This window comes from Shewanella carassii, assembly GCF_002777975.1.
Taxonomy (GTDB): domain Bacteria; phylum Pseudomonadota; class Gammaproteobacteria; order Enterobacterales; family Shewanellaceae; genus Shewanella; species Shewanella carassii.
The window spans coordinates 1-15,722 of sequence record NZ_NGVS01000045.1 but is presented as its reverse complement, the minus strand read 5'-3'; the positions used below and the strand labels follow the sequence as shown (position 1 = coordinate 15,722).

Genomic DNA, 15,722 nt, shown 5'->3' with positions numbered 1-15,722 from the left:
GCCCTTGATGCGTGACCAAGTCGGCCATAGCCAAGGTTATGGCCGACTGATAAAAATATTTATCTCAAAGGATCCAATGCCATGGCATTTAAACCACAGATAAAAATTCCCGCCACCTATATGCGCGGCGGCACCAGTAAGGGAGTGTTCTTCCGCCTGGACGATCTGCCCGAGGTGGCCAGAGTGCCCGGCCCGGCCCGCGACGCCTTGTTGATGCGGGTCATCGGCAGCCCGGACCCCTACGGCAAACACACAGACGGCATGGGCGGCGCGACCTCGAGTACCAGCAAATGCGTGATCATGAATGCCAGCCAGGTTCCCGGTCACGACGTAGACTACCTCTATGGTCAGGTCTCCATAGATAAGCCCTTTGTCGACTGGAGCGGCAACTGCGGCAACCTTTCCACTGCGGCCGGCGCCTTTGCCCTGCATGCCGGTCTGGTTGCTCCGGAGCGGGTACCGGAAAACGGCATCTGCGAAGTGCGGATTTGGCAGGCCAATATCGGCAAGACCATTATCGCCAAGGTGCCGGTCAGTGCCGGTGAAGTGCAGGAAACCGGTGACTTTGAGCTCGACGGTGTCACCTTCCCCGCCGCCGAAATTGTGCTGGAATTTATCGACCCAGCCGATGACGGAGAAGACGGCGGTGCCATGTTCCCTACCGGCAAGCTGGTGGATGAGCTGACGGTTCCCGCCGAAGTACACCCCAGCGGTAAAATTCAGGCGACGCTAATCAATGCCGGGATCCCGACCATTTTCGTCAATGCCGCCGATATCGGCTATCAAGGCACCGAACTACAGCCGGAGATCAACGGCGATCCCGAGGCGCTGGCTCGCTTTGAGCTGCTTAGGGCACACGGCGCGCTGGCCATGGGGTTGATTAAGGAGCTATCCGAAGCCGAAACCCGCCAACACACTCCCAAGGTAGCGTTTGTGGCCAAACCGCAGGCGCATCAGGTTTCCAGTGGCAAACAGCTGGCCGAAACCGATGTCGACCTCTTGGTTCGCGCTCTGTCGATGGGTAAATTGCACCACGCCATGATGGGCACGGCGGCAGTGGCCATAGGCACGGCCGCGGCTATCCCGGGCACCCTGGTTAACCTGGCGGCCGGCGGCGGTGAGCGCAGTTCGGTACGCTTCGGCCATCCATCTGGCACCTTGAAAGTCGGCGCCGAGGCCGAATTCAAGGACGGCCAGTGGCAGGTGACCAAAGCCATCATGAGTCGCTCGGCGCGCATCCTGATGGAAGGCCAGGTTCGGATCCCGGACGACGGCTTCTAAACCCTAGGCTATTAACACAATCACCGCCGTCTCTTCCCTACGGCGGCAAGCATCACTCGGTTTGCCAAAGGCTCCGCTTCCTCCCTTCCGGCGGGGCCTTTTTTCTACCACCTCTCTTTACGCTGCAACAAATTGCGATAAAGTTTGCCAAACTGAAAACAAAAATCTGTTATAAAATGAGTTTCTGCCAATAAAACACCTAGTTAAAGAGGACCTCTTGTCTCGGATCTGCTGTCTACTCGTCACTCTGCTATTTGCTATCTGCCTGTTTGAGATTAAGGCAGAACCTGCGTCCCAGCTCAAATTTCAACATGTTAGCAGTATGAATGGCCTGAATCAGAACAGCATCACCCACCTCTACCAAGATAAGGCGGGCATCTTGTGGATTGGTACCCAGGATGGATTGCACAGTTACAACGGCATTAACTTCACTCTGTTTCAGCACGACCCCTACCACAGCCAGACCCTGACCGATGATCATGTCACTGACATACTCCAGGATGCTCAAGGTCATTTATGGATAGGTACCTTCAACGGCGGACTTAACCGCCTGGATCTGAAAACAGGGACTTTCAGCGCCATAGGACGGGACAAAGGACTCCGCAGTAGTAGGATCAACCGCCTGGCCTTGGTGGGGGATACGCTATGGGTTGGCAGCGGCAATGGGATCTACGCCCTGAATACCATCACCAATGAGCTACAGGAGCTGGCTCTTGGGCCGAATATCAATGCCGATATTCGGGTACTAACCCCCATGGGTAAGGATGCCCTGTTGATTGGTACTCAAAATGATGGCTTGCTGATTTTACGCAATGAGGGACTCAAACCCCTGCCCTTGCCCGATAGTGAACAAGGTCATCCGGTCCAAGCTCGCCAAGGCGAAGATGGCGCTCTGTGGTTAGCCATGGGAAATGCGCTCTGGCGCTACCCACAGGAGCAACAAACGCCGGAACTCATTTATCGTTTAGCGACAGATAATATGCAGTTCCTTGAATTCATTTTTGACAGCCGGGGCGATGTCTGGCTCGGTGGCCAACAGACAGGTCTTATCCGACTCCAGCTTAGAGAGGGTCAGTGGCAAGCCAGGCATTATCGCTATGACCCATCCGATCCCAACAGCCTCAGCGACAATGATGTCTACAGCCTGCTACAGGATAATAACGGTATTCTGTGGATTGGCAGCCTGTTCTCCGGCATAGACACTGTGAACCTGGCGCGGCAGTACTTTGAACATATCCACAACAATCAAGATCCCGAGGAACGCCTGCGGGAAAACAATTTCCGCGCCATATTCCGCGCCAGTAACGGCTTGTTGTACTTGGGCACTGACAGGGCCGGTTTGTTTCATATGGGTCAAGATGGCCGATTCTTTTCCTATCACAGCCAGCTTGCCAAGTTACTTGGCAAGGATGAATCCTTTCTGGATCTCACCATTAGAGCAATAGCCGAAGACAGTCACCAGAGGCTCTGGCTGGCCAGCAATGAAGGCTTGATTAGCCTCAGTAAGCAAGGTCAAATGCGGCTATATCGACCGCCGGGTAATAAATCCACTATTCGCGACCTATTTATTAATAACCAAGATCAAATCTGGCTGGGAGCCGCCAACACCCTGTATCACTTCGATCCGGAGACAGAGGACTTCCAGGCCCATTTCGTCAATGAGTTTTTGGAAGAAGGCCCCCAAGCACAGATGATCCTATGTCTGGCTCCGGCCAATAATGGCATTTGGGTCGGCACCACCAATGGGGCTTATTGGCTGCAACCGCAAACAGGTCAACAGCAAACTATTCGTGGCGACAGGCTCGCTCACCCCATGGTGCGTGACATTCTCAAAGACAGAGATGGCAGCATCTGGTTTGCCACCCATGGCGGGCTCAGTCGCCTGCGTCAAAATGAATTGCAACACTTCGGCCGCAATCAAGGATTACCGGGTAATACCGTTTATGCCTTGGAGCAAGATCAGAGTGGTGACCTCTGGCTCAGCAGCAACTCTGGCATCAGCCGCTTTGCCATAGACAAAGAAAAAGTATTAACCTTCAACGAGTATGAAGGATTGCAGGCGCTGGAGTTCAACGGCAACGTCAGTTGGCAGGACAAGGACGGCAGTATCTGGTTTGGCGGCATCAACGGCCTGAACCATTTCTACCCGCAGCAGGTACCCAAGGTACGCAAGCAAGCCAAACTGGCCCTGGCCGGATATCGTCTGGGTAACCATTATTTTCCTCGGCTTGAACTGGATGGTATTCCCGAACTGACCATATTGGATAGCAACCAGCTAATAAGCTTTGAAATAACCGCTTTGGATTTTGCCTATCCCCAACGCCACCGTTTCAGCTTCTTCCTCGAAGGCTGGGATGAAGAATGGCATCCAGCACAATCGCAAAACGAAATCAGCTATGCCAACTTGGCGCCCGGCGATTATCGGTTGTTTGCCCGACATCAACTACAACACAATCCGGAAGGGCAAGAACAACTGCTGCTGCAACTCACAGTACCGGCCCCTTTTTATCGTAGTACGCTGGCCAACATACTCTACTTGAGCTGCACCCTACTGTTTTTCGGACTTTGGCTGCGTCGTTACCTGCATCAGCGCCATTTGGAGTTGCAAACTCAGTCCAATATTCGCCTATCTGAAGAACGGCTTAAACTGGCACTCTGGGGCTCGGGTGACCGTATGTGGGACTGGCAAATGGAAGATGACCGCTTCTTTATTACCGGCCCCAAACACTGTGCCAATACCCCCCAGGAGATCAGCTCCCAAAAGCGCTTGGAACTGATCCATCCAGAGGACAGAGCACAAGTCAAAGCCGCTATGGAAGCTTATCTCCAAGGAAAGGCAGAGTTTTTCGAAGCCGAGTACCGTACCGATCTCGGCGACACCCATTGGTGCTGGGTACTGGATCGCGGCAAAATCGTTGAGTGGGACAAAAATGATAAACCACTGAGACTGGCTGGCACCTATACCGATATCAGCATGCGCCGCGGTCAGGAAGAGGCGCTGCGTCTTTCTTCTCAAGTATTGGAAAGCATGAATGAATCCGTTGTGGTCTGTAATCTCAACTACCGAGTCATCTCAGTCAACCCGGCGTTTTGCAGCACCACAGGATTCAACGAACATAAGATTGCTGGCAAACCATTCCTGTTTTTAACCCGGGGTCTCTATCCCAGGAGCTTCTATCTACAGATAGAACACCAACTGCTGAATCAAAAACACTGGTCCGGTGAAGTGCAAATACGCACTCACTCCAAGCAATCCTTGTTAGTCTGGATGGAGATCAATCAGGTACTCAACAGCCAGGGAGAGGCCAGCCATTTTGTGGTGGTGTTTACCGATATCACAGATCGTAAACAGGCTGAAAAAGATCTGCGACTGCTGGCCAATTATGATCAGCTCACCGGCCTACCCAACCGCACCCTATTCCAGGACAGATTGGATCATGCTCTGCGCCAGGCTCACCGCAATCGCACTATGGTTGCCCTATTGTTTCTGGATCTCGACCGGTTCAAACACATCAACGACTCCCTGGGTCATCATATTGGCGATCAACTGCTGAAAGCGGTCGCATCCAGATTGACCAAAGCGATCAGGGATGGTGATACGGTTGCGCGCTTGGGCGGTGATGAATTCATCATTCTTCTTGAAGGGTTGCAAAAAACCAAGGCAGCGACCGTCATTGCCGAAAAACTGCTGACGGCGTTCGAACGCCCCTTCGCACTGGAGAATTTCAGCCTCAATGTTTCCCCGTCTATAGGCATCAGCCTCTATCCGGATGATGCCGATGAAGGACTAGAGCTACTGAAGTTTGCCGACACCGCCATGTACCACGCCAAGTCGTTGGGGCGCAATAACTTCCAGTTTTATACCGCCAAACTCAATGCTTATGCGGTGCGTCACGTACAATTGGAAGCCGGACTCAAACAAGCGTTAGGCCGAAACGAATTTAAGCTGCAATATCAACCCAAGTTCTGTGTTCATAGCGGTAAACTCACCGGCATGGAGGCCCTACTGCGTTGGGAAAGCCAGGAACTGGGGCCTATTTCACCGGCAGAGTTCATTCCGCTGGCAGAGGAAACCGGCTTGGTCAATAGCATAGGCCAATGGGTATTGCTAAGCGTTTGCAGTCAACTGGAGCGCTGGCAGAATCAAGGGTTGGAAGTCGTCCCCGTGGCAATAAATATCTCCGCCAAACAGCTGCAGACTGACATTATTTCCAGCATAGAAGTCGCTCTCGCCATGCACGGTTTGAGTGCAGAACTGTTGGAAATTGAACTGACTGAGTCTGCAGTGATGCAGCGGCCACTGGAGTCGGTGGAAATACTCAATCAACTGAAAGCACTGGGATTAAGCCTGGCGGTTGATGACTTTGGCACCGGTTATTCCAGTCTGGCCTATCTCAAACGCTTCCCGCTGGATACCTTAAAAATTGACCGTGAGTTTGTCCGCGATATCACCAAAGACCCGGACGATGCCGCCATTACCAACGCCATCATAGTCCTGGCTCACAGCCTTGAGTTACAGGTGGTGGCCGAAGGAGTGGAAACCCAGGCTCAACTGAATTTCCTTGCGGCCCAGGGCTGCGATCAGGCTCAGGGCTTCCTGTTGGGACGTCCAATGACAGAAGGACAGGCAGAGGCCTTGCTTAGCCGAAAATAAAATCACCCCATAAAAAACGCGGCTCAAATGGCCGCGTTTTTTACTCATAGTGGGGATATTGGCTTATGCCTTTTCCAGCCGGGGCACTTTGCAGACCCAGCCTTGTGGGCCTGGTCTGTGCCCTTTCTGGATTTCGGTGAAGACCTTATAGATGCGACTGACATGTTCACCCACCTTGCCGTCACCAACGGTGACCACCCGGCCATCTTCAAAAATGTAGGAGCCGACTGGAGAAACCACGGCCGCGGTACCGAAACCACCGGCTTCGATGATCTCACCCGACTCGACACCGGCGATAAAATCGTCCAGTTTCACGTGCTCCTGGCGGACATCGCAGCCAAGCAGTGGCGCCAGCTCAATAATAGACTGCGAGGTGATCGACTTGAGTATGGTATCGGTAAACTCAGGGATGATCACTGTGCCATCCTTGAGAATATGGAAGTGGTTCATCGCCCCGGCTTCTTCGATATATTCATTGGTCGAGTCCAGGTACAGCACCTGGGAAGCACCGTGAGCGGCAGCCGCCTTACCGGCACGCAGGGAAGCAGCATAGTTACCGGCGGCCTTGGAGGCACCGGTACCACCGGATACCGCGCGGTGGAATTCTTTGCTGATCAGCAGACGAATGGCGTTGAGGCTTTCACCATAGTAGGCGCCGCTGGGGCTCATCACCACGCAGAAGGTGTAGCGGTTGGCAGGGCTGACTGACAGTCTGTCTTCGGTGGCAAAAATAAAGGGCCGAATATAGAGGCAAGCCCCTTCCTGCATCGGGAACCAGAGACGGTCGACATCGATAAGGGCGTTGATCGCCTTAAGCTGCATGGCTTCATCAATATTGGGAATACAGACAATATCGGCAGAGCGATTCATGCGTTCAGCATTCTTGTTGAGACGGAAGGTATAAATCTCCCCATCTTCATGCATAAAGGCCTTGGCACCCTCAAAAATACATTGGCCATAATGCAGCGCCATCGCGCCGGGAGCCATCTCGAAAGGTCCGTAAGGGACGATACGGGGATCCCGCCATTCGCCGTCATAATAATCCATCATGAACATGTGATCGGTACGCAGACGACCAAAGCCAACATTTCCTTCAGGGCAAAACTGTTCTGAGCGACGCTCTGCGGCGGGCTTTAACTGATACTTGATTTCCATTGCTTACCACCTTGACTGTTGTTCAAGCAGACTAGGGAGCGCCCGGAATAATGTCAAGAGGACCAAGGTCTGCAGCCAGTCAGGCTTCTGTAAAAAGTTGTGTAAAAAAGCCTAGCAATATTTTGACCATCAAATCTCGGCCAGCTCTCCCAGAGGCGGCAAACGAGAAAAATCACCGCTCTCTTCCGGGCTGACCAGAGTAAACAGTCCGGCATCACGATGCCGCTTCAGCAAGATATCCACTTCGAGAGTGGCGTCTTCCTTCAGCAGCCTGGATACCGCGCCGGCATCAGACTGGAACTCAGCCGCACGATAATAACAGCCACCATCATCGGGGCGCGGTACCAGTTTAAAACCGATTTTCCCCTGAGGCAGGGTCTGCATCTTGGCAGCATCCAGATACAGGGTCAGGCAGTTGCGGCTCTGCTGGTTGCGCTGCTTATCCTGCATAAAGCCCTTAGGCAGAATACCCGGCAGATACTGCTCGCCACTGAGCAGATAGAAATCGAAATCCTCTATGGCGGCGCCGGTGTCGTCCCACACCCGAATCACCAGCATGGTGTAACGCTTCTTGGTGGTCCGGCTTTGGGTTTGCCGCGTAAGCTCCTGACAGGCTCGGCGGTAAGCCTCTACCGAGTCTACCTTTAGCCAATCAAGAATCGCCTGCACTACCGGCTTGTTGGCGGCGTTTCTGCGGCTGACCGAGCGCATGATCCCCATTTTTTCTTTGCTGTGACTAGCCCTGGGAATAATGCCAAAGCCACTGACAGGAGCCTGAATGAAACTTGCCGGCGCCAGCTTGGCCACACAGGCACCATCAAAACTGTCACATTCCTGAACCTGCTCCATCAATTGCAACCGAGCATAATTCATATTCGCCGCGGCGACCCGCACGACACCATCCGAGCCCGGCTCGGCGGTATAAGCGTTGAGATAATCATAGAGGGACGCATCTATGCTTTCGCCGGTCAGTACCAAGGGCCAAAGCCGAGCGGCCTCAAAGTCGTAGTTAAGCCAGGCTTGACTCAAAGAGGCCTGCCCCAGACTGCCCAGCTCCAACCAGTCGAGGATCTTCTGCCCGGGCTCCAATCCATCGAACCAGGCCTTGATCCTGGCGAGACGCGACTTGCCAAGCTGTGCCAAGGCGGAGCCGTGGTTGGCCGGTGCCAGCATGATCATATGAGTCACGGGACAAGCCGCCAATTTTTGGGATCCGAAGAAGGTCTCCAACCAGCAACGTATCACGGCTGCTCCAGTGCTGTGGGTGATCACCGCGAAAGGCTCATCCCCCAGCACTTCACGCCTGGCGGCCTCGAAGGCCAGCGCAACGTCCTCCAACTTCACCTGATCCTGAAAACTGATATAACGCCCCAAGTGCAGATGACTCACCTCAAGCTCTGTGTCTGCCCGCTTGGCCAATGCCTGCGGCAAATAGCCATAGGTCTCTGTGGATGTCACACTCCAGCCGTGTACAAATACCAGTCTCATCCCTTTCCCCTCAGGTTAACAGTCTATTTTTCGACCACGACACTATCACTATCTCACAACAATCAAAGCCTCTAACATTAAGTTTTTTAACATAAAAGGTCGGTATATACGATGAAAAGTCCCTTCCTGCGCTCATTCAGCCAAAGTTCAGCAAAACGGCCCTAACCTGCCGATGAACACAAGTTGACCCGGCTTAAAACAGCCATCCGGACTTTCCCGGATCAAGGAGTAAATTATGAAGATTCAATCTCTAATACTGGCTTCCGCTGCGGCTCTCGCTTTCTCGACCCCTTCCTTTGCTGCTGACTGGTTTGTCGGCGGCGGTGTCGGCGCGCAGCAAAACGACTACTCTCATAAGCCCACTGATGGCGGCAAGTTCAGCGATGATGATCGCAATGCCGTCTACATGCTGCGCGGCGGTACCTTCCTTACCCCCAACCAGCGTCTGTACGCCACTTATAGCTACAACAGCGATGACTTCGCCAAACAGCAGATGGGACTGGTTTCCTATGACTATCTGGTAGGTTTGGATCAGGCCCACAAACTGAACTGGTTTATCGGTGCCAGCGCCGGTATTAACCACACGGCGCCGGACAGCGACGCCCTGGGATCAGACAATAATTTTGTCTGGGGTGGTCAAACGGGTCTTGTGTATAAACTGAATGACAGGCTGGATACCGAGATAGGTTATCGTTATCTGAAGCAAGACTATGACAACAAGATAGACTCAGGTAAATATGCGCTGGATAACACCCAGCAACTGTACCTGAGTGTCAACTATCACTTCTAACCCTAAGCCTCTAAAAAGCCCCATTTTGGGGCTTTTTGCTTAATATCTCTTCTCAAATCGAATGGCATGGTTAACAGCCACACCAACACAGCGACATTCGCAAGCCGCTCCCACCGCCAAATCCATGGCTCACAATTTACGGCAAATTATTTTGGTATAAGCGAAAAATAAGACTACTTTTATACCACTCTGCCTCAAAGCAGCCATTACTTTGAATAGCTCGGATCACTGTCAGAGCATTATTTCACTTCACACGATAAGATCGAGATATGAAACCTTACCAAGCCATAGATTGTGGCAACTATGATTACCTGGAGTTAGCCTGTATCCGCGGTTATCCGCTGAAAATAGAGCTGTTGCAAGGAGAGATATTGCATGGCAAGGCATTGATCACCGAGACCCGTCCCGACAAGAGCGAGTGGCTGCTGGTGCAAACGGCCACCAGCAACCGCGCCATCCGAATGGATCAGTTGCTGGCGATTACCCCAGAGCAGGAAGGTGCCGAGTTCGGCCGAGTGCTGATTGCCTCGACCGGTTGTGAAATTTAAATCGCCGCGATAATAGAGACCTCCACCAGATACTCAGGCTCGGCGATCGAAGCCTCCACACAAGCTCTGGCCGGTGCATGTCCAGCAGGTAACCAAGCATCCCAAATGGCATTCATGGCATCATAATCACTCATCTGTTTCAGGTAGATAGTCGCCGACAGGATCCGCTCGCGACTGCTGCCAGCCCGTTTCAATAGCTCATCCACCTCTTCGAGCATGGTTAGGGTCTGTTGTTGAATATCGGCATACTTGTCCTTGGCGACTTGACCACAGAGGTAAGCCGTATTGTTGTGGATCACTATGCTGCTCATGCGTGCATTGGTATCGATACGTTGAATTGTCATCGGCGGGGTTCCGGGTAAAAAACATTATTTTATCCGGCAAAAGTCGGCTTGGGACAGCTGGGATTCAGATAAGTGAAAAAAACTGCCAAACAGCCGATTTTATCGCATATTTTTTGGACACTTAGAGATAAGAGCTATTCCTTAAGCCAGTGGCACTGATAGAATCAATATCTCATTCGCCAACTATATTAAGGACTCCTGTATGAGCCTAGAACTACTGTCCCAACTGGAGACCAAAATCCAGGCAGCACTCGAAAATATTGAGCTTCTAAAAATGGAGCTGGATGAAGAAAAGCAGAAAAATGCTGATCTGACAGAGCAAAACCAACAACTTCAGCAAGATCTCAACTCGTGGAACGAGAAAGTCACCGGCCTTGTTGGTCTGCTCAACAACGAAGTCAACTGAATCTAAACGGTTTTAGCTTGGCTGTTCTGAGTTTCAATGAGTTCGTTCAATTCCATGATAGCCTGCTTTACCTTTGGCAGGCTTTTTCTCGGCAGCAAAAAACGCCCCTTATCAAACTCTAATCTTCCCAGATCTTTCACCCAGACGGCGCCGGTCAAAAATATCCTTACGTGTTTGACTATCAGCTTGGGAGCATAGACAGGAAATACACGCACGAGAAACCTCCTTTAGTTGATTTCCGATCCCGATCTTTTGACTCTTTATTCCGCATAAGGTTTCATGCCGATCCGGGAAATAGCCAAAAACAGCCAAGATCATTTTTTACCTTCCACCTCCCACAGAACGTCATTCATCGCCACAAAACGTCAAATAGACAACGCTTGCCAATTTTTTGACACACTGTTAGAGTGAGCATGTTACTCAGGGTAAAAACTGAGCCCCATGGCTCTAGTCCGTGCTTTCTGCATTCAGGAAGTACGGTTTTTTTTGCCTGTCCCCATGCTTTTTGAGGTAACAAAAAAGGGCCTACAAGGCCCCTTTGATGTTGAAAAGCTGAATTACTTCAACTTAGTCAGATAGAGAGCTATATCCAGCATCTCGTCATAAGACTTGATGGCCCCAGTTTCGACCCGATATTTACCATTCACCACCAGCGCAGGAACCCCTGAAATCTCGGCATTTTCTGTGTTGCGCTTCATGCTGGCCAGCATGGTACTGACCATAAAAGAGCTGGCCGCAGAATCAAACTGTTTGGGATCCACACCATTGGCAACAAAGAGAGCCTTGATGTCGTCACGACTGGTGAAATGTTGCTTCTTGTCCTGGATCGCGCTGAACATGGCGTGATTAATCTTATCGGACACCTTCAGCACTTTGGCAATGGCAAAGGCACGGGACATTTCAACTCCCATCTCACGACCGATAAACTCGACATGGTTTTGCTCAAATGCCACCCCTTCCGGCAGACGCGCCTTCAGGACAGGGAGTATATTTTTCTCAAAGTTATAACAATGAGAGCAGTAAAAAGAGAAAAACTCTCTGATTTCAGGCTTGGCAGTGGCGGGACCATCACTGACCACAGTGTAGTGCACACCTTCTTTGTATTGAGCTGCCGTGGCCGCCAGGGGAAGCAGCAAAAACGCCGCCGCCAACATCAGGATTTTCTTCATTGGATTTCCTTTTTTTATTAAAAATTACAGCCAACACTGCTGGAGTTGCTGAATAACATAATCTTCTTTTTGAGTCGAACTCAAGCTCTGAGTTCCCTTTTTATTTCTCCCACCCACAACCGCGGTGGACAGATAAACAGGCAGAGATTGAACTCTGCCACCTTATCAATAGGGAATAAGGCTCAGCGGCGCCTCATCCAGTCGCTGCCGTTGCTCTTTAAAGGCCTGTAACTGCTGTCGCCAGTATTCTTCAGTCGCAAACCAGGGGAAGTGGCGCGGAAACGCGGGGTCGTCCCAGCGCTTGGCCAACCAGGCGTTGTAGTGCAACATTCGCAGAGCCCTGAGTGGCTCTATCAACTGAAGCTCTTTGGTATCGAAGTTGGAGAAGGCCTCGTAGGCCTCCAGCAAGACTTCCAACTGCAGCGTCTGTTGCTGCCTGTCACCGGATAGCATCATCCATAAATCCTGCACCGCAGGGCCATTGCAGGCATCATCGAGATCGACAAACCCGGGGCCATTGGGGGTCCAGAGAATATTGCCGGGATGCAGATCGCCATGCAGGCGCATACTCTGGTATTCGATATTCTGCCAACGCAACTGTAGCTCAGAGAAGAGGCTTAACGCCGCCTCGAGCAGATGTTCCCGCAAAGCGTTCGGGATCAACTCTGTGCGCTGCAATTGCTCCAGCGCCGGAGTCCCCAGGGTTGTCGGCGTCAGGTTCAAGCGCTGTTTGAACAGGCTGCCACGGGAATACTGATGTAAACGGCCGATAAACTGGCCGGCGCCCTCTATCTGATCCAGGTTGTCCACTTCGAAGCTGCGACCGCCTATGGAAGGAAACAGCGCGAAACGCCACTCTTTGAAGTGATGCAGACTGCGGCCGTCGAGCACCACAGGGGCGGCAATGGGGATCTCGGCTTCGGCCAGCTCGAACGTAAATTCATGCTCTTCCAAAATCTGGGCATCGGTCCAACGCTCGGGGCGATAGAACTTAACCACGTACCTCTGACCGCGATCGCAGCGAAACTGATAGACCCGGTTCTCATAGCTGTTGAGTGGCGTTAGCCCCGTCTCGGGGTAAATCGCTAGACTTTCGATGGCATCCAAAATCAGTTCAGGGGAAAGATCCCGATAATGAAACGCCGCCATGGCCTGCTTTTCTGTCATGCCTGTGACTCCAGTAAATGTTTCAGGTATACCAACACTTCCCAGTCTTGTTCACTCTGGCAGCTCAACCAGCATACATCACCGTAAAACTCATAGTTGAGCCACAAGAGGCTGCCTTCAAAATCCAGCAGCCATTGGTGACGGTCTGCTCCCCATTGCCGCTCCAGCACCTTGGCATCAAGTGCCCGGCACAGGGGCTCGGCAAAGCTGTCGAAGGCTTCAAACTCGACCCCGGCCGTCATCGACAAGGTTTTATGCTCTGGATCCAAGCTAAGATTTTGATACTGCATCTTTTAATCCTATTTCTTAACTACTGCAGGACATGATCAACCCCTGCCCCCAATCCGGTGGTCGCTTGGCAAATTCCTGCATCTCTGGCTGTTCATCGAACGGGCGCCTGAGGAGCTGGTACAACTGCTCAAGCGGCTGAGTATTGCCCTCCTCTTCGATGGCAATGATCGCTTCCTGAGCCAGATAGTTGCGCAAGATATATTTGGGGTTATGGGCCCGGCGCTCGGCCTGCCACTGTTCAAGTCCCTGGCGGGTATCGATACGTTGCCGGTACTCGGGCAGCCAGTCATCCCAGCCCTGACGATTGATAAAATCATCCCTCAGACTACTGTTTTCTGCCTTGGGATCCAGCTCGCCGAAGCGGCGCAGGCTCTGGGTATAGTCCAAGGCGTTTTGTTCCAACAAGCCGGTAAAGGCGCCGATAAGCGCCAGGTCCTTGTTGTCCTGCTCCAGCCTGGCATCAAGGCTTAAATCTTCGGCCAAAGGTGCCAGCCCCAACTTGGCGCGCATCAAGCCAAGATATTGCTGCACCAATTCATGTTGATAAGTATTGAGCGCGGCTATCAAATCATCGGAAGCCAGCACAGGCGTCAACGCCTGCGCCAAACGTTGCAGGTTCCACAAGCCGATGCCGGGTTGCTGACCGAAGGCGTAGCGCCCCTCGGGATCTGAATGGTTACAGATAAAGTCTTCCTTGAAGGTATCGAGGAAGGCGAAGGGGCCAAAGTCGAAGCTGTCGCCGAGAATCGACATATTGTCGGTATTCATCACCCCGTGGGCAAAGCCCACCGCTTGCCAGTGAGCTATCATGCGCGCAGTATCACGCACCACCAGCGCAAACCAAGCCTTGTAGCCGTCATAGTCCAGGCTGAGTTGGGGATAATGCTGGCTGAGGGTGAAATCGAGCAGCTGCTTGAGCTTGTCGGCCTGCCCCCTCTCGCTGTAACAGAAATACTCGAAGTGGCCAAAACGTATATGGCTGCGGGCCAGGCGCACGGTAATGGCGCCTTTTTCCAGCGACTCGCGCCACACCGGCAGCTCAGAACCGATCACCGCCAGCGCCCTGGTGGTGGGCACGCCCAAATGATACAGCGCCTCGGAAACCAGAAACTCGCGCACCGCCGAACGCATCACAGCACGGCCATCACCGTGACGCGAGTATGGCGTGGGACCCGCGCCCTTCAAGGCCAGATCCCAGGCACCTTCAGGCCCCTGCGCCTCACCGAGAATGATCGAGCGACCATCACCCAATCTGGGGCTGTAGCCGCCAAACTGATGTCCACTGTAGACTTGGGCGTAATATTCGGCGCCCGGCATTCTCTGGTTGCCGGCGAGTTGCTGCAGCAGGGTTTCATTGGGGCCAGCCAAGCCCAAAAGCGCCGCCGCATCATCACTCCAAGCCAACCAGTGAGGTGACGGCAGCCCAGAAGGCAATACCTGCTGATAAAATCCAGCCAGGCGGGTGAAGTAATCCTGTTTAAATTTCATGTCCCTTAGGGGCCGTTAGTGTGCCATTGGTCACAGATTACCATATCCCTGTCGTCGAGACGGCAGTTGTGACCGCACTCGAAGCTGCCTTTCCCCTCATTGAGGCGCTGCATGCCACTGCCCTTGCCTTGGCACTGCTGCAGGGTTTGATAATAACCGGCAATGGCGTGATAACGATCCAAGGTCTCGGCCGTTTGCGGCTCGACGTCCGACTTATCTCTATTCGGCTGCGGTATATCCGTATCCGGATAGTAAAACAGAGTCCATTGCGGCTGCTTGCTACAGGCTGCCAGCAGCAACAGTGAAGTAAGTGCAACCCATAAAGTCGCTGGTTTCATTGCGGCTCTCCATCAATAAAAAAAGCGAACCCGCAGGCTCGCTTAGCTTGGGAAGGAGTGACACGGCAGTCAACCTGGCCCTCCTTGCTTGATTCTACACATTGAATCGGCTTTTGTACTCAGGCAGAGGCTTTATCTCTAGCCTTTTCGATGCGTTTGATACGACCAGCAAAGCCCGTCACTGTGCCATCTTCCAGCCCATATTCAATCGCCTTGTTGCACAGGGCAATGGCGGCATCGAAACGGCCTGCATCGCTGCACAGGGTAGAGAGTTGCATAAACCCCGTGCCCTTGAACTCGGCCTTGGGTGATTTGCTGAGTACTTTCTCCCGACTGGCGGCAAACAGAGCGCTATATGCGGTATCGTACTCCTGCCCCAACTGCAGATACTTGCTGTTTTTCCGCTGTTTGTAGCATTCGCCGATCACGGCCAGCAAAGCATCATGTGCTTCGATGGCGCCTTCAGAGGCTTGATACTGTTCCATCGCCCGCTTGAGGGTAATATTGCCCCAACTGATATCCGGTGCAGCCGCCTTGGCTGGCTCTGGCTCTGGCTCTGGCTCTGGCTCTGGCTCTGGCTCTGGCTCTGGCTCTGGCTCTGGC

The 15,722-nt window shown here is 52.7% G+C and carries 14 protein-coding genes and 1 pseudogene; 5 read left to right on the top strand and 10 right to left on the bottom strand.

Annotated elements, in window-relative coordinates:
- Positions 1–81 precede the first annotated feature (81 nt).
- Both prpF and CBE72_RS19710 read left to right on the top strand, forming a co-directional pair.
- Entirely contained in the window at positions 82–1,281 is a 1,200-nt protein-coding gene (gene prpF, locus CBE72_RS19715; protein ID WP_100146035.1) for a 2-methylaconitate cis-trans isomerase PrpF, read from the top strand.
- A gap of 322 nt (positions 1,282–1,603) precedes the next feature.
- Complete coding sequence (locus CBE72_RS19710; protein ID WP_157929119.1) at positions 1,604–5,935, top strand: EAL domain-containing protein; 4,332 nt, start codon at positions 1,604–1,606, stop codon at positions 5,933–5,935.
- A 63-nt stretch (positions 5,936–5,998) separates the two neighbouring features.
- On the opposite strand, the gene CBE72_RS19705 is transcribed toward CBE72_RS19710, so the two are convergent.
- Together CBE72_RS19705 and CBE72_RS19700 are read right to left on the bottom strand one after the other, a co-directional pair.
- On the bottom strand, positions 5,999–7,090 hold the full coding sequence (locus CBE72_RS19705; RefSeq protein ID WP_100146031.1) for a branched-chain amino acid aminotransferase: 1,092 nt from the start codon (positions 7,088–7,090) through the stop codon (positions 5,999–6,001).
- 129 nt (positions 7,091–7,219) lie between these two features.
- Positions 7,220–8,578 carry an esterase/lipase family protein gene (locus CBE72_RS19700; RefSeq protein ID WP_100146029.1) on the bottom strand — a complete coding sequence of 453 codons (1,359 nt, stop codon included), beginning with the start codon at positions 8,576–8,578 and terminating at the stop codon, positions 7,220–7,222.
- Between the two features lie 235 nt (positions 8,579–8,813).
- On the opposite strand from CBE72_RS19700, the gene CBE72_RS19695 reads away from it, so the two are divergent.
- Both CBE72_RS19695 and CBE72_RS19690 read left to right on the top strand, forming a co-directional pair.
- Positions 8,814–9,368 (top strand): outer membrane beta-barrel protein, encoded by a 555-nt coding sequence (locus tag CBE72_RS19695; protein WP_100146027.1) that lies wholly within the window; start codon positions 8,814–8,816, stop codon positions 9,366–9,368.
- A 269-nt stretch (positions 9,369–9,637) separates the two neighbouring features.
- Positions 9,638–9,916 (top strand): Rho-binding antiterminator, encoded by a 279-nt coding sequence (locus tag CBE72_RS19690; protein WP_100146025.1) that lies wholly within the window; start codon positions 9,638–9,640, stop codon positions 9,914–9,916.
- Here CBE72_RS19690 and CBE72_RS19685 read toward each other — a convergent pair.
- Positions 9,913–10,260: a RidA family protein gene (locus tag CBE72_RS19685; protein WP_100146023.1), complete on the bottom strand. Its 348-nt coding sequence runs from the start codon at positions 10,258–10,260 to the stop codon at positions 9,913–9,915. The genes CBE72_RS19690 and CBE72_RS19685 overlap by 4 nt on opposite strands.
- 202 nt (positions 10,261–10,462) lie before the next feature.
- On the opposite strand from CBE72_RS19685, the gene CBE72_RS19680 reads away from it, so the two are divergent.
- Complete coding sequence (locus tag CBE72_RS19680; RefSeq protein WP_100146021.1) at positions 10,463–10,666, top strand: cell division protein ZapB; 204 nt, start codon at positions 10,463–10,465, stop codon at positions 10,664–10,666.
- Positions 10,667–10,668: 2 nt separating this feature from the next.
- Here CBE72_RS19680 and CBE72_RS19675 read toward each other — a convergent pair whose 3' ends face one another.
- From CBE72_RS19675 to CBE72_RS19645, 7 genes and pseudogenes are all read right to left on the bottom strand, one after another.
- Entirely contained in the window at positions 10,669–10,881 is a 213-nt protein-coding gene (locus CBE72_RS19675) for a DUF1107 domain-containing protein (protein WP_025010850.1), read from the bottom strand.
- Between the two features lie 342 nt (positions 10,882–11,223).
- Positions 11,224–11,835: a thiol:disulfide interchange protein DsbA/DsbL gene (locus CBE72_RS19670; RefSeq protein WP_100146019.1), complete on the bottom strand. Its 612-nt coding sequence runs from the start codon at positions 11,833–11,835 to the stop codon at positions 11,224–11,226.
- A 165-nt stretch (positions 11,836–12,000) separates the two neighbouring features.
- Positions 12,001–13,002, bottom strand: coding sequence for a serine/threonine protein kinase (locus CBE72_RS19665; protein ID WP_100146017.1), 1,002 nt, complete (start codon positions 13,000–13,002; stop codon positions 12,001–12,003).
- Positions 12,999–13,292: a DUF3630 family protein gene (locus tag CBE72_RS19660; protein WP_100146015.1), complete on the bottom strand. Its 294-nt coding sequence runs from the start codon at positions 13,290–13,292 to the stop codon at positions 12,999–13,001. The genes CBE72_RS19665 and CBE72_RS19660 overlap by 4 nt, the downstream gene beginning before the upstream one ends.
- Before the next feature lie 16 nt (positions 13,293–13,308).
- On the bottom strand, positions 13,309–14,781 hold the full coding sequence (locus CBE72_RS19655) for a protein adenylyltransferase SelO (RefSeq protein WP_100146013.1): 1,473 nt from the start codon (positions 14,779–14,781) through the stop codon (positions 13,309–13,311).
- Between the two features lie 5 nt (positions 14,782–14,786).
- On the bottom strand, positions 14,787–15,119 hold the full coding sequence (locus CBE72_RS19650; RefSeq protein ID WP_100146011.1) for a hypothetical protein: 333 nt from the start codon (positions 15,117–15,119) through the stop codon (positions 14,787–14,789).
- 119 nt (positions 15,120–15,238) lie between these two features.
- A pseudogene (locus tag CBE72_RS19645) lies at positions 15,239–15,722 on the bottom strand (hypothetical protein); the annotation flags it as partial.

Excerpts from the sequence above, each read along its gene's own strand:
- CBE72_RS19700 (WP_100146029.1), bottom strand. The coding sequence starts at position 8,578 with ATGAGACTGGTATTTGTACACGGCTGGAGTGTGACATCCACAGAGACC.
- CBE72_RS19710 (WP_157929119.1), top strand. The coding sequence starts at position 1,604 with ATGAATGGCCTGAATCAGAACAGCATCACCCACCTCTACCAAGATAAG.
- prpF (WP_100146035.1), top strand. The coding sequence starts at position 82 with ATGGCATTTAAACCACAGATAAAAATTCCCGCCACCTATATGCGCGGC.
- CBE72_RS19660 (WP_100146015.1), bottom strand. The coding sequence starts at position 13,292 with ATGCAGTATCAAAATCTTAGCTTGGATCCAGAGCATAAAACCTTGTCG.
- CBE72_RS19705 (WP_100146031.1), bottom strand. The coding sequence starts at position 7,090 with ATGGAAATCAAGTATCAGTTAAAGCCCGCCGCAGAGCGTCGCTCAGAA.
- CBE72_RS19685 (WP_100146023.1), bottom strand. The coding sequence starts at position 10,260 with ATGACAATTCAACGTATCGATACCAATGCACGCATGAGCAGCATAGTG.
- CBE72_RS19655 (WP_100146013.1), bottom strand. The coding sequence starts at position 14,781 with ATGAAATTTAAACAGGATTACTTCACCCGCCTGGCTGGATTTTATCAG.
- CBE72_RS19690 (WP_100146025.1), top strand. The coding sequence starts at position 9,638 with ATGAAACCTTACCAAGCCATAGATTGTGGCAACTATGATTACCTGGAG.
- CBE72_RS19650 (WP_100146011.1), bottom strand. The coding sequence starts at position 15,119 with ATGAAACCAGCGACTTTATGGGTTGCACTTACTTCACTGTTGCTGCTG.
- CBE72_RS19665 (WP_100146017.1), bottom strand. The coding sequence starts at position 13,002 with ATGACAGAAAAGCAGGCCATGGCGGCGTTTCATTATCGGGATCTTTCC.
- CBE72_RS19670 (WP_100146019.1), bottom strand. The coding sequence starts at position 11,835 with ATGAAGAAAATCCTGATGTTGGCGGCGGCGTTTTTGCTGCTTCCCCTG.
- CBE72_RS19695 (WP_100146027.1), top strand. The coding sequence starts at position 8,814 with ATGAAGATTCAATCTCTAATACTGGCTTCCGCTGCGGCTCTCGCTTTC.
- CBE72_RS19680 (WP_100146021.1), top strand. The coding sequence starts at position 10,463 with ATGAGCCTAGAACTACTGTCCCAACTGGAGACCAAAATCCAGGCAGCA.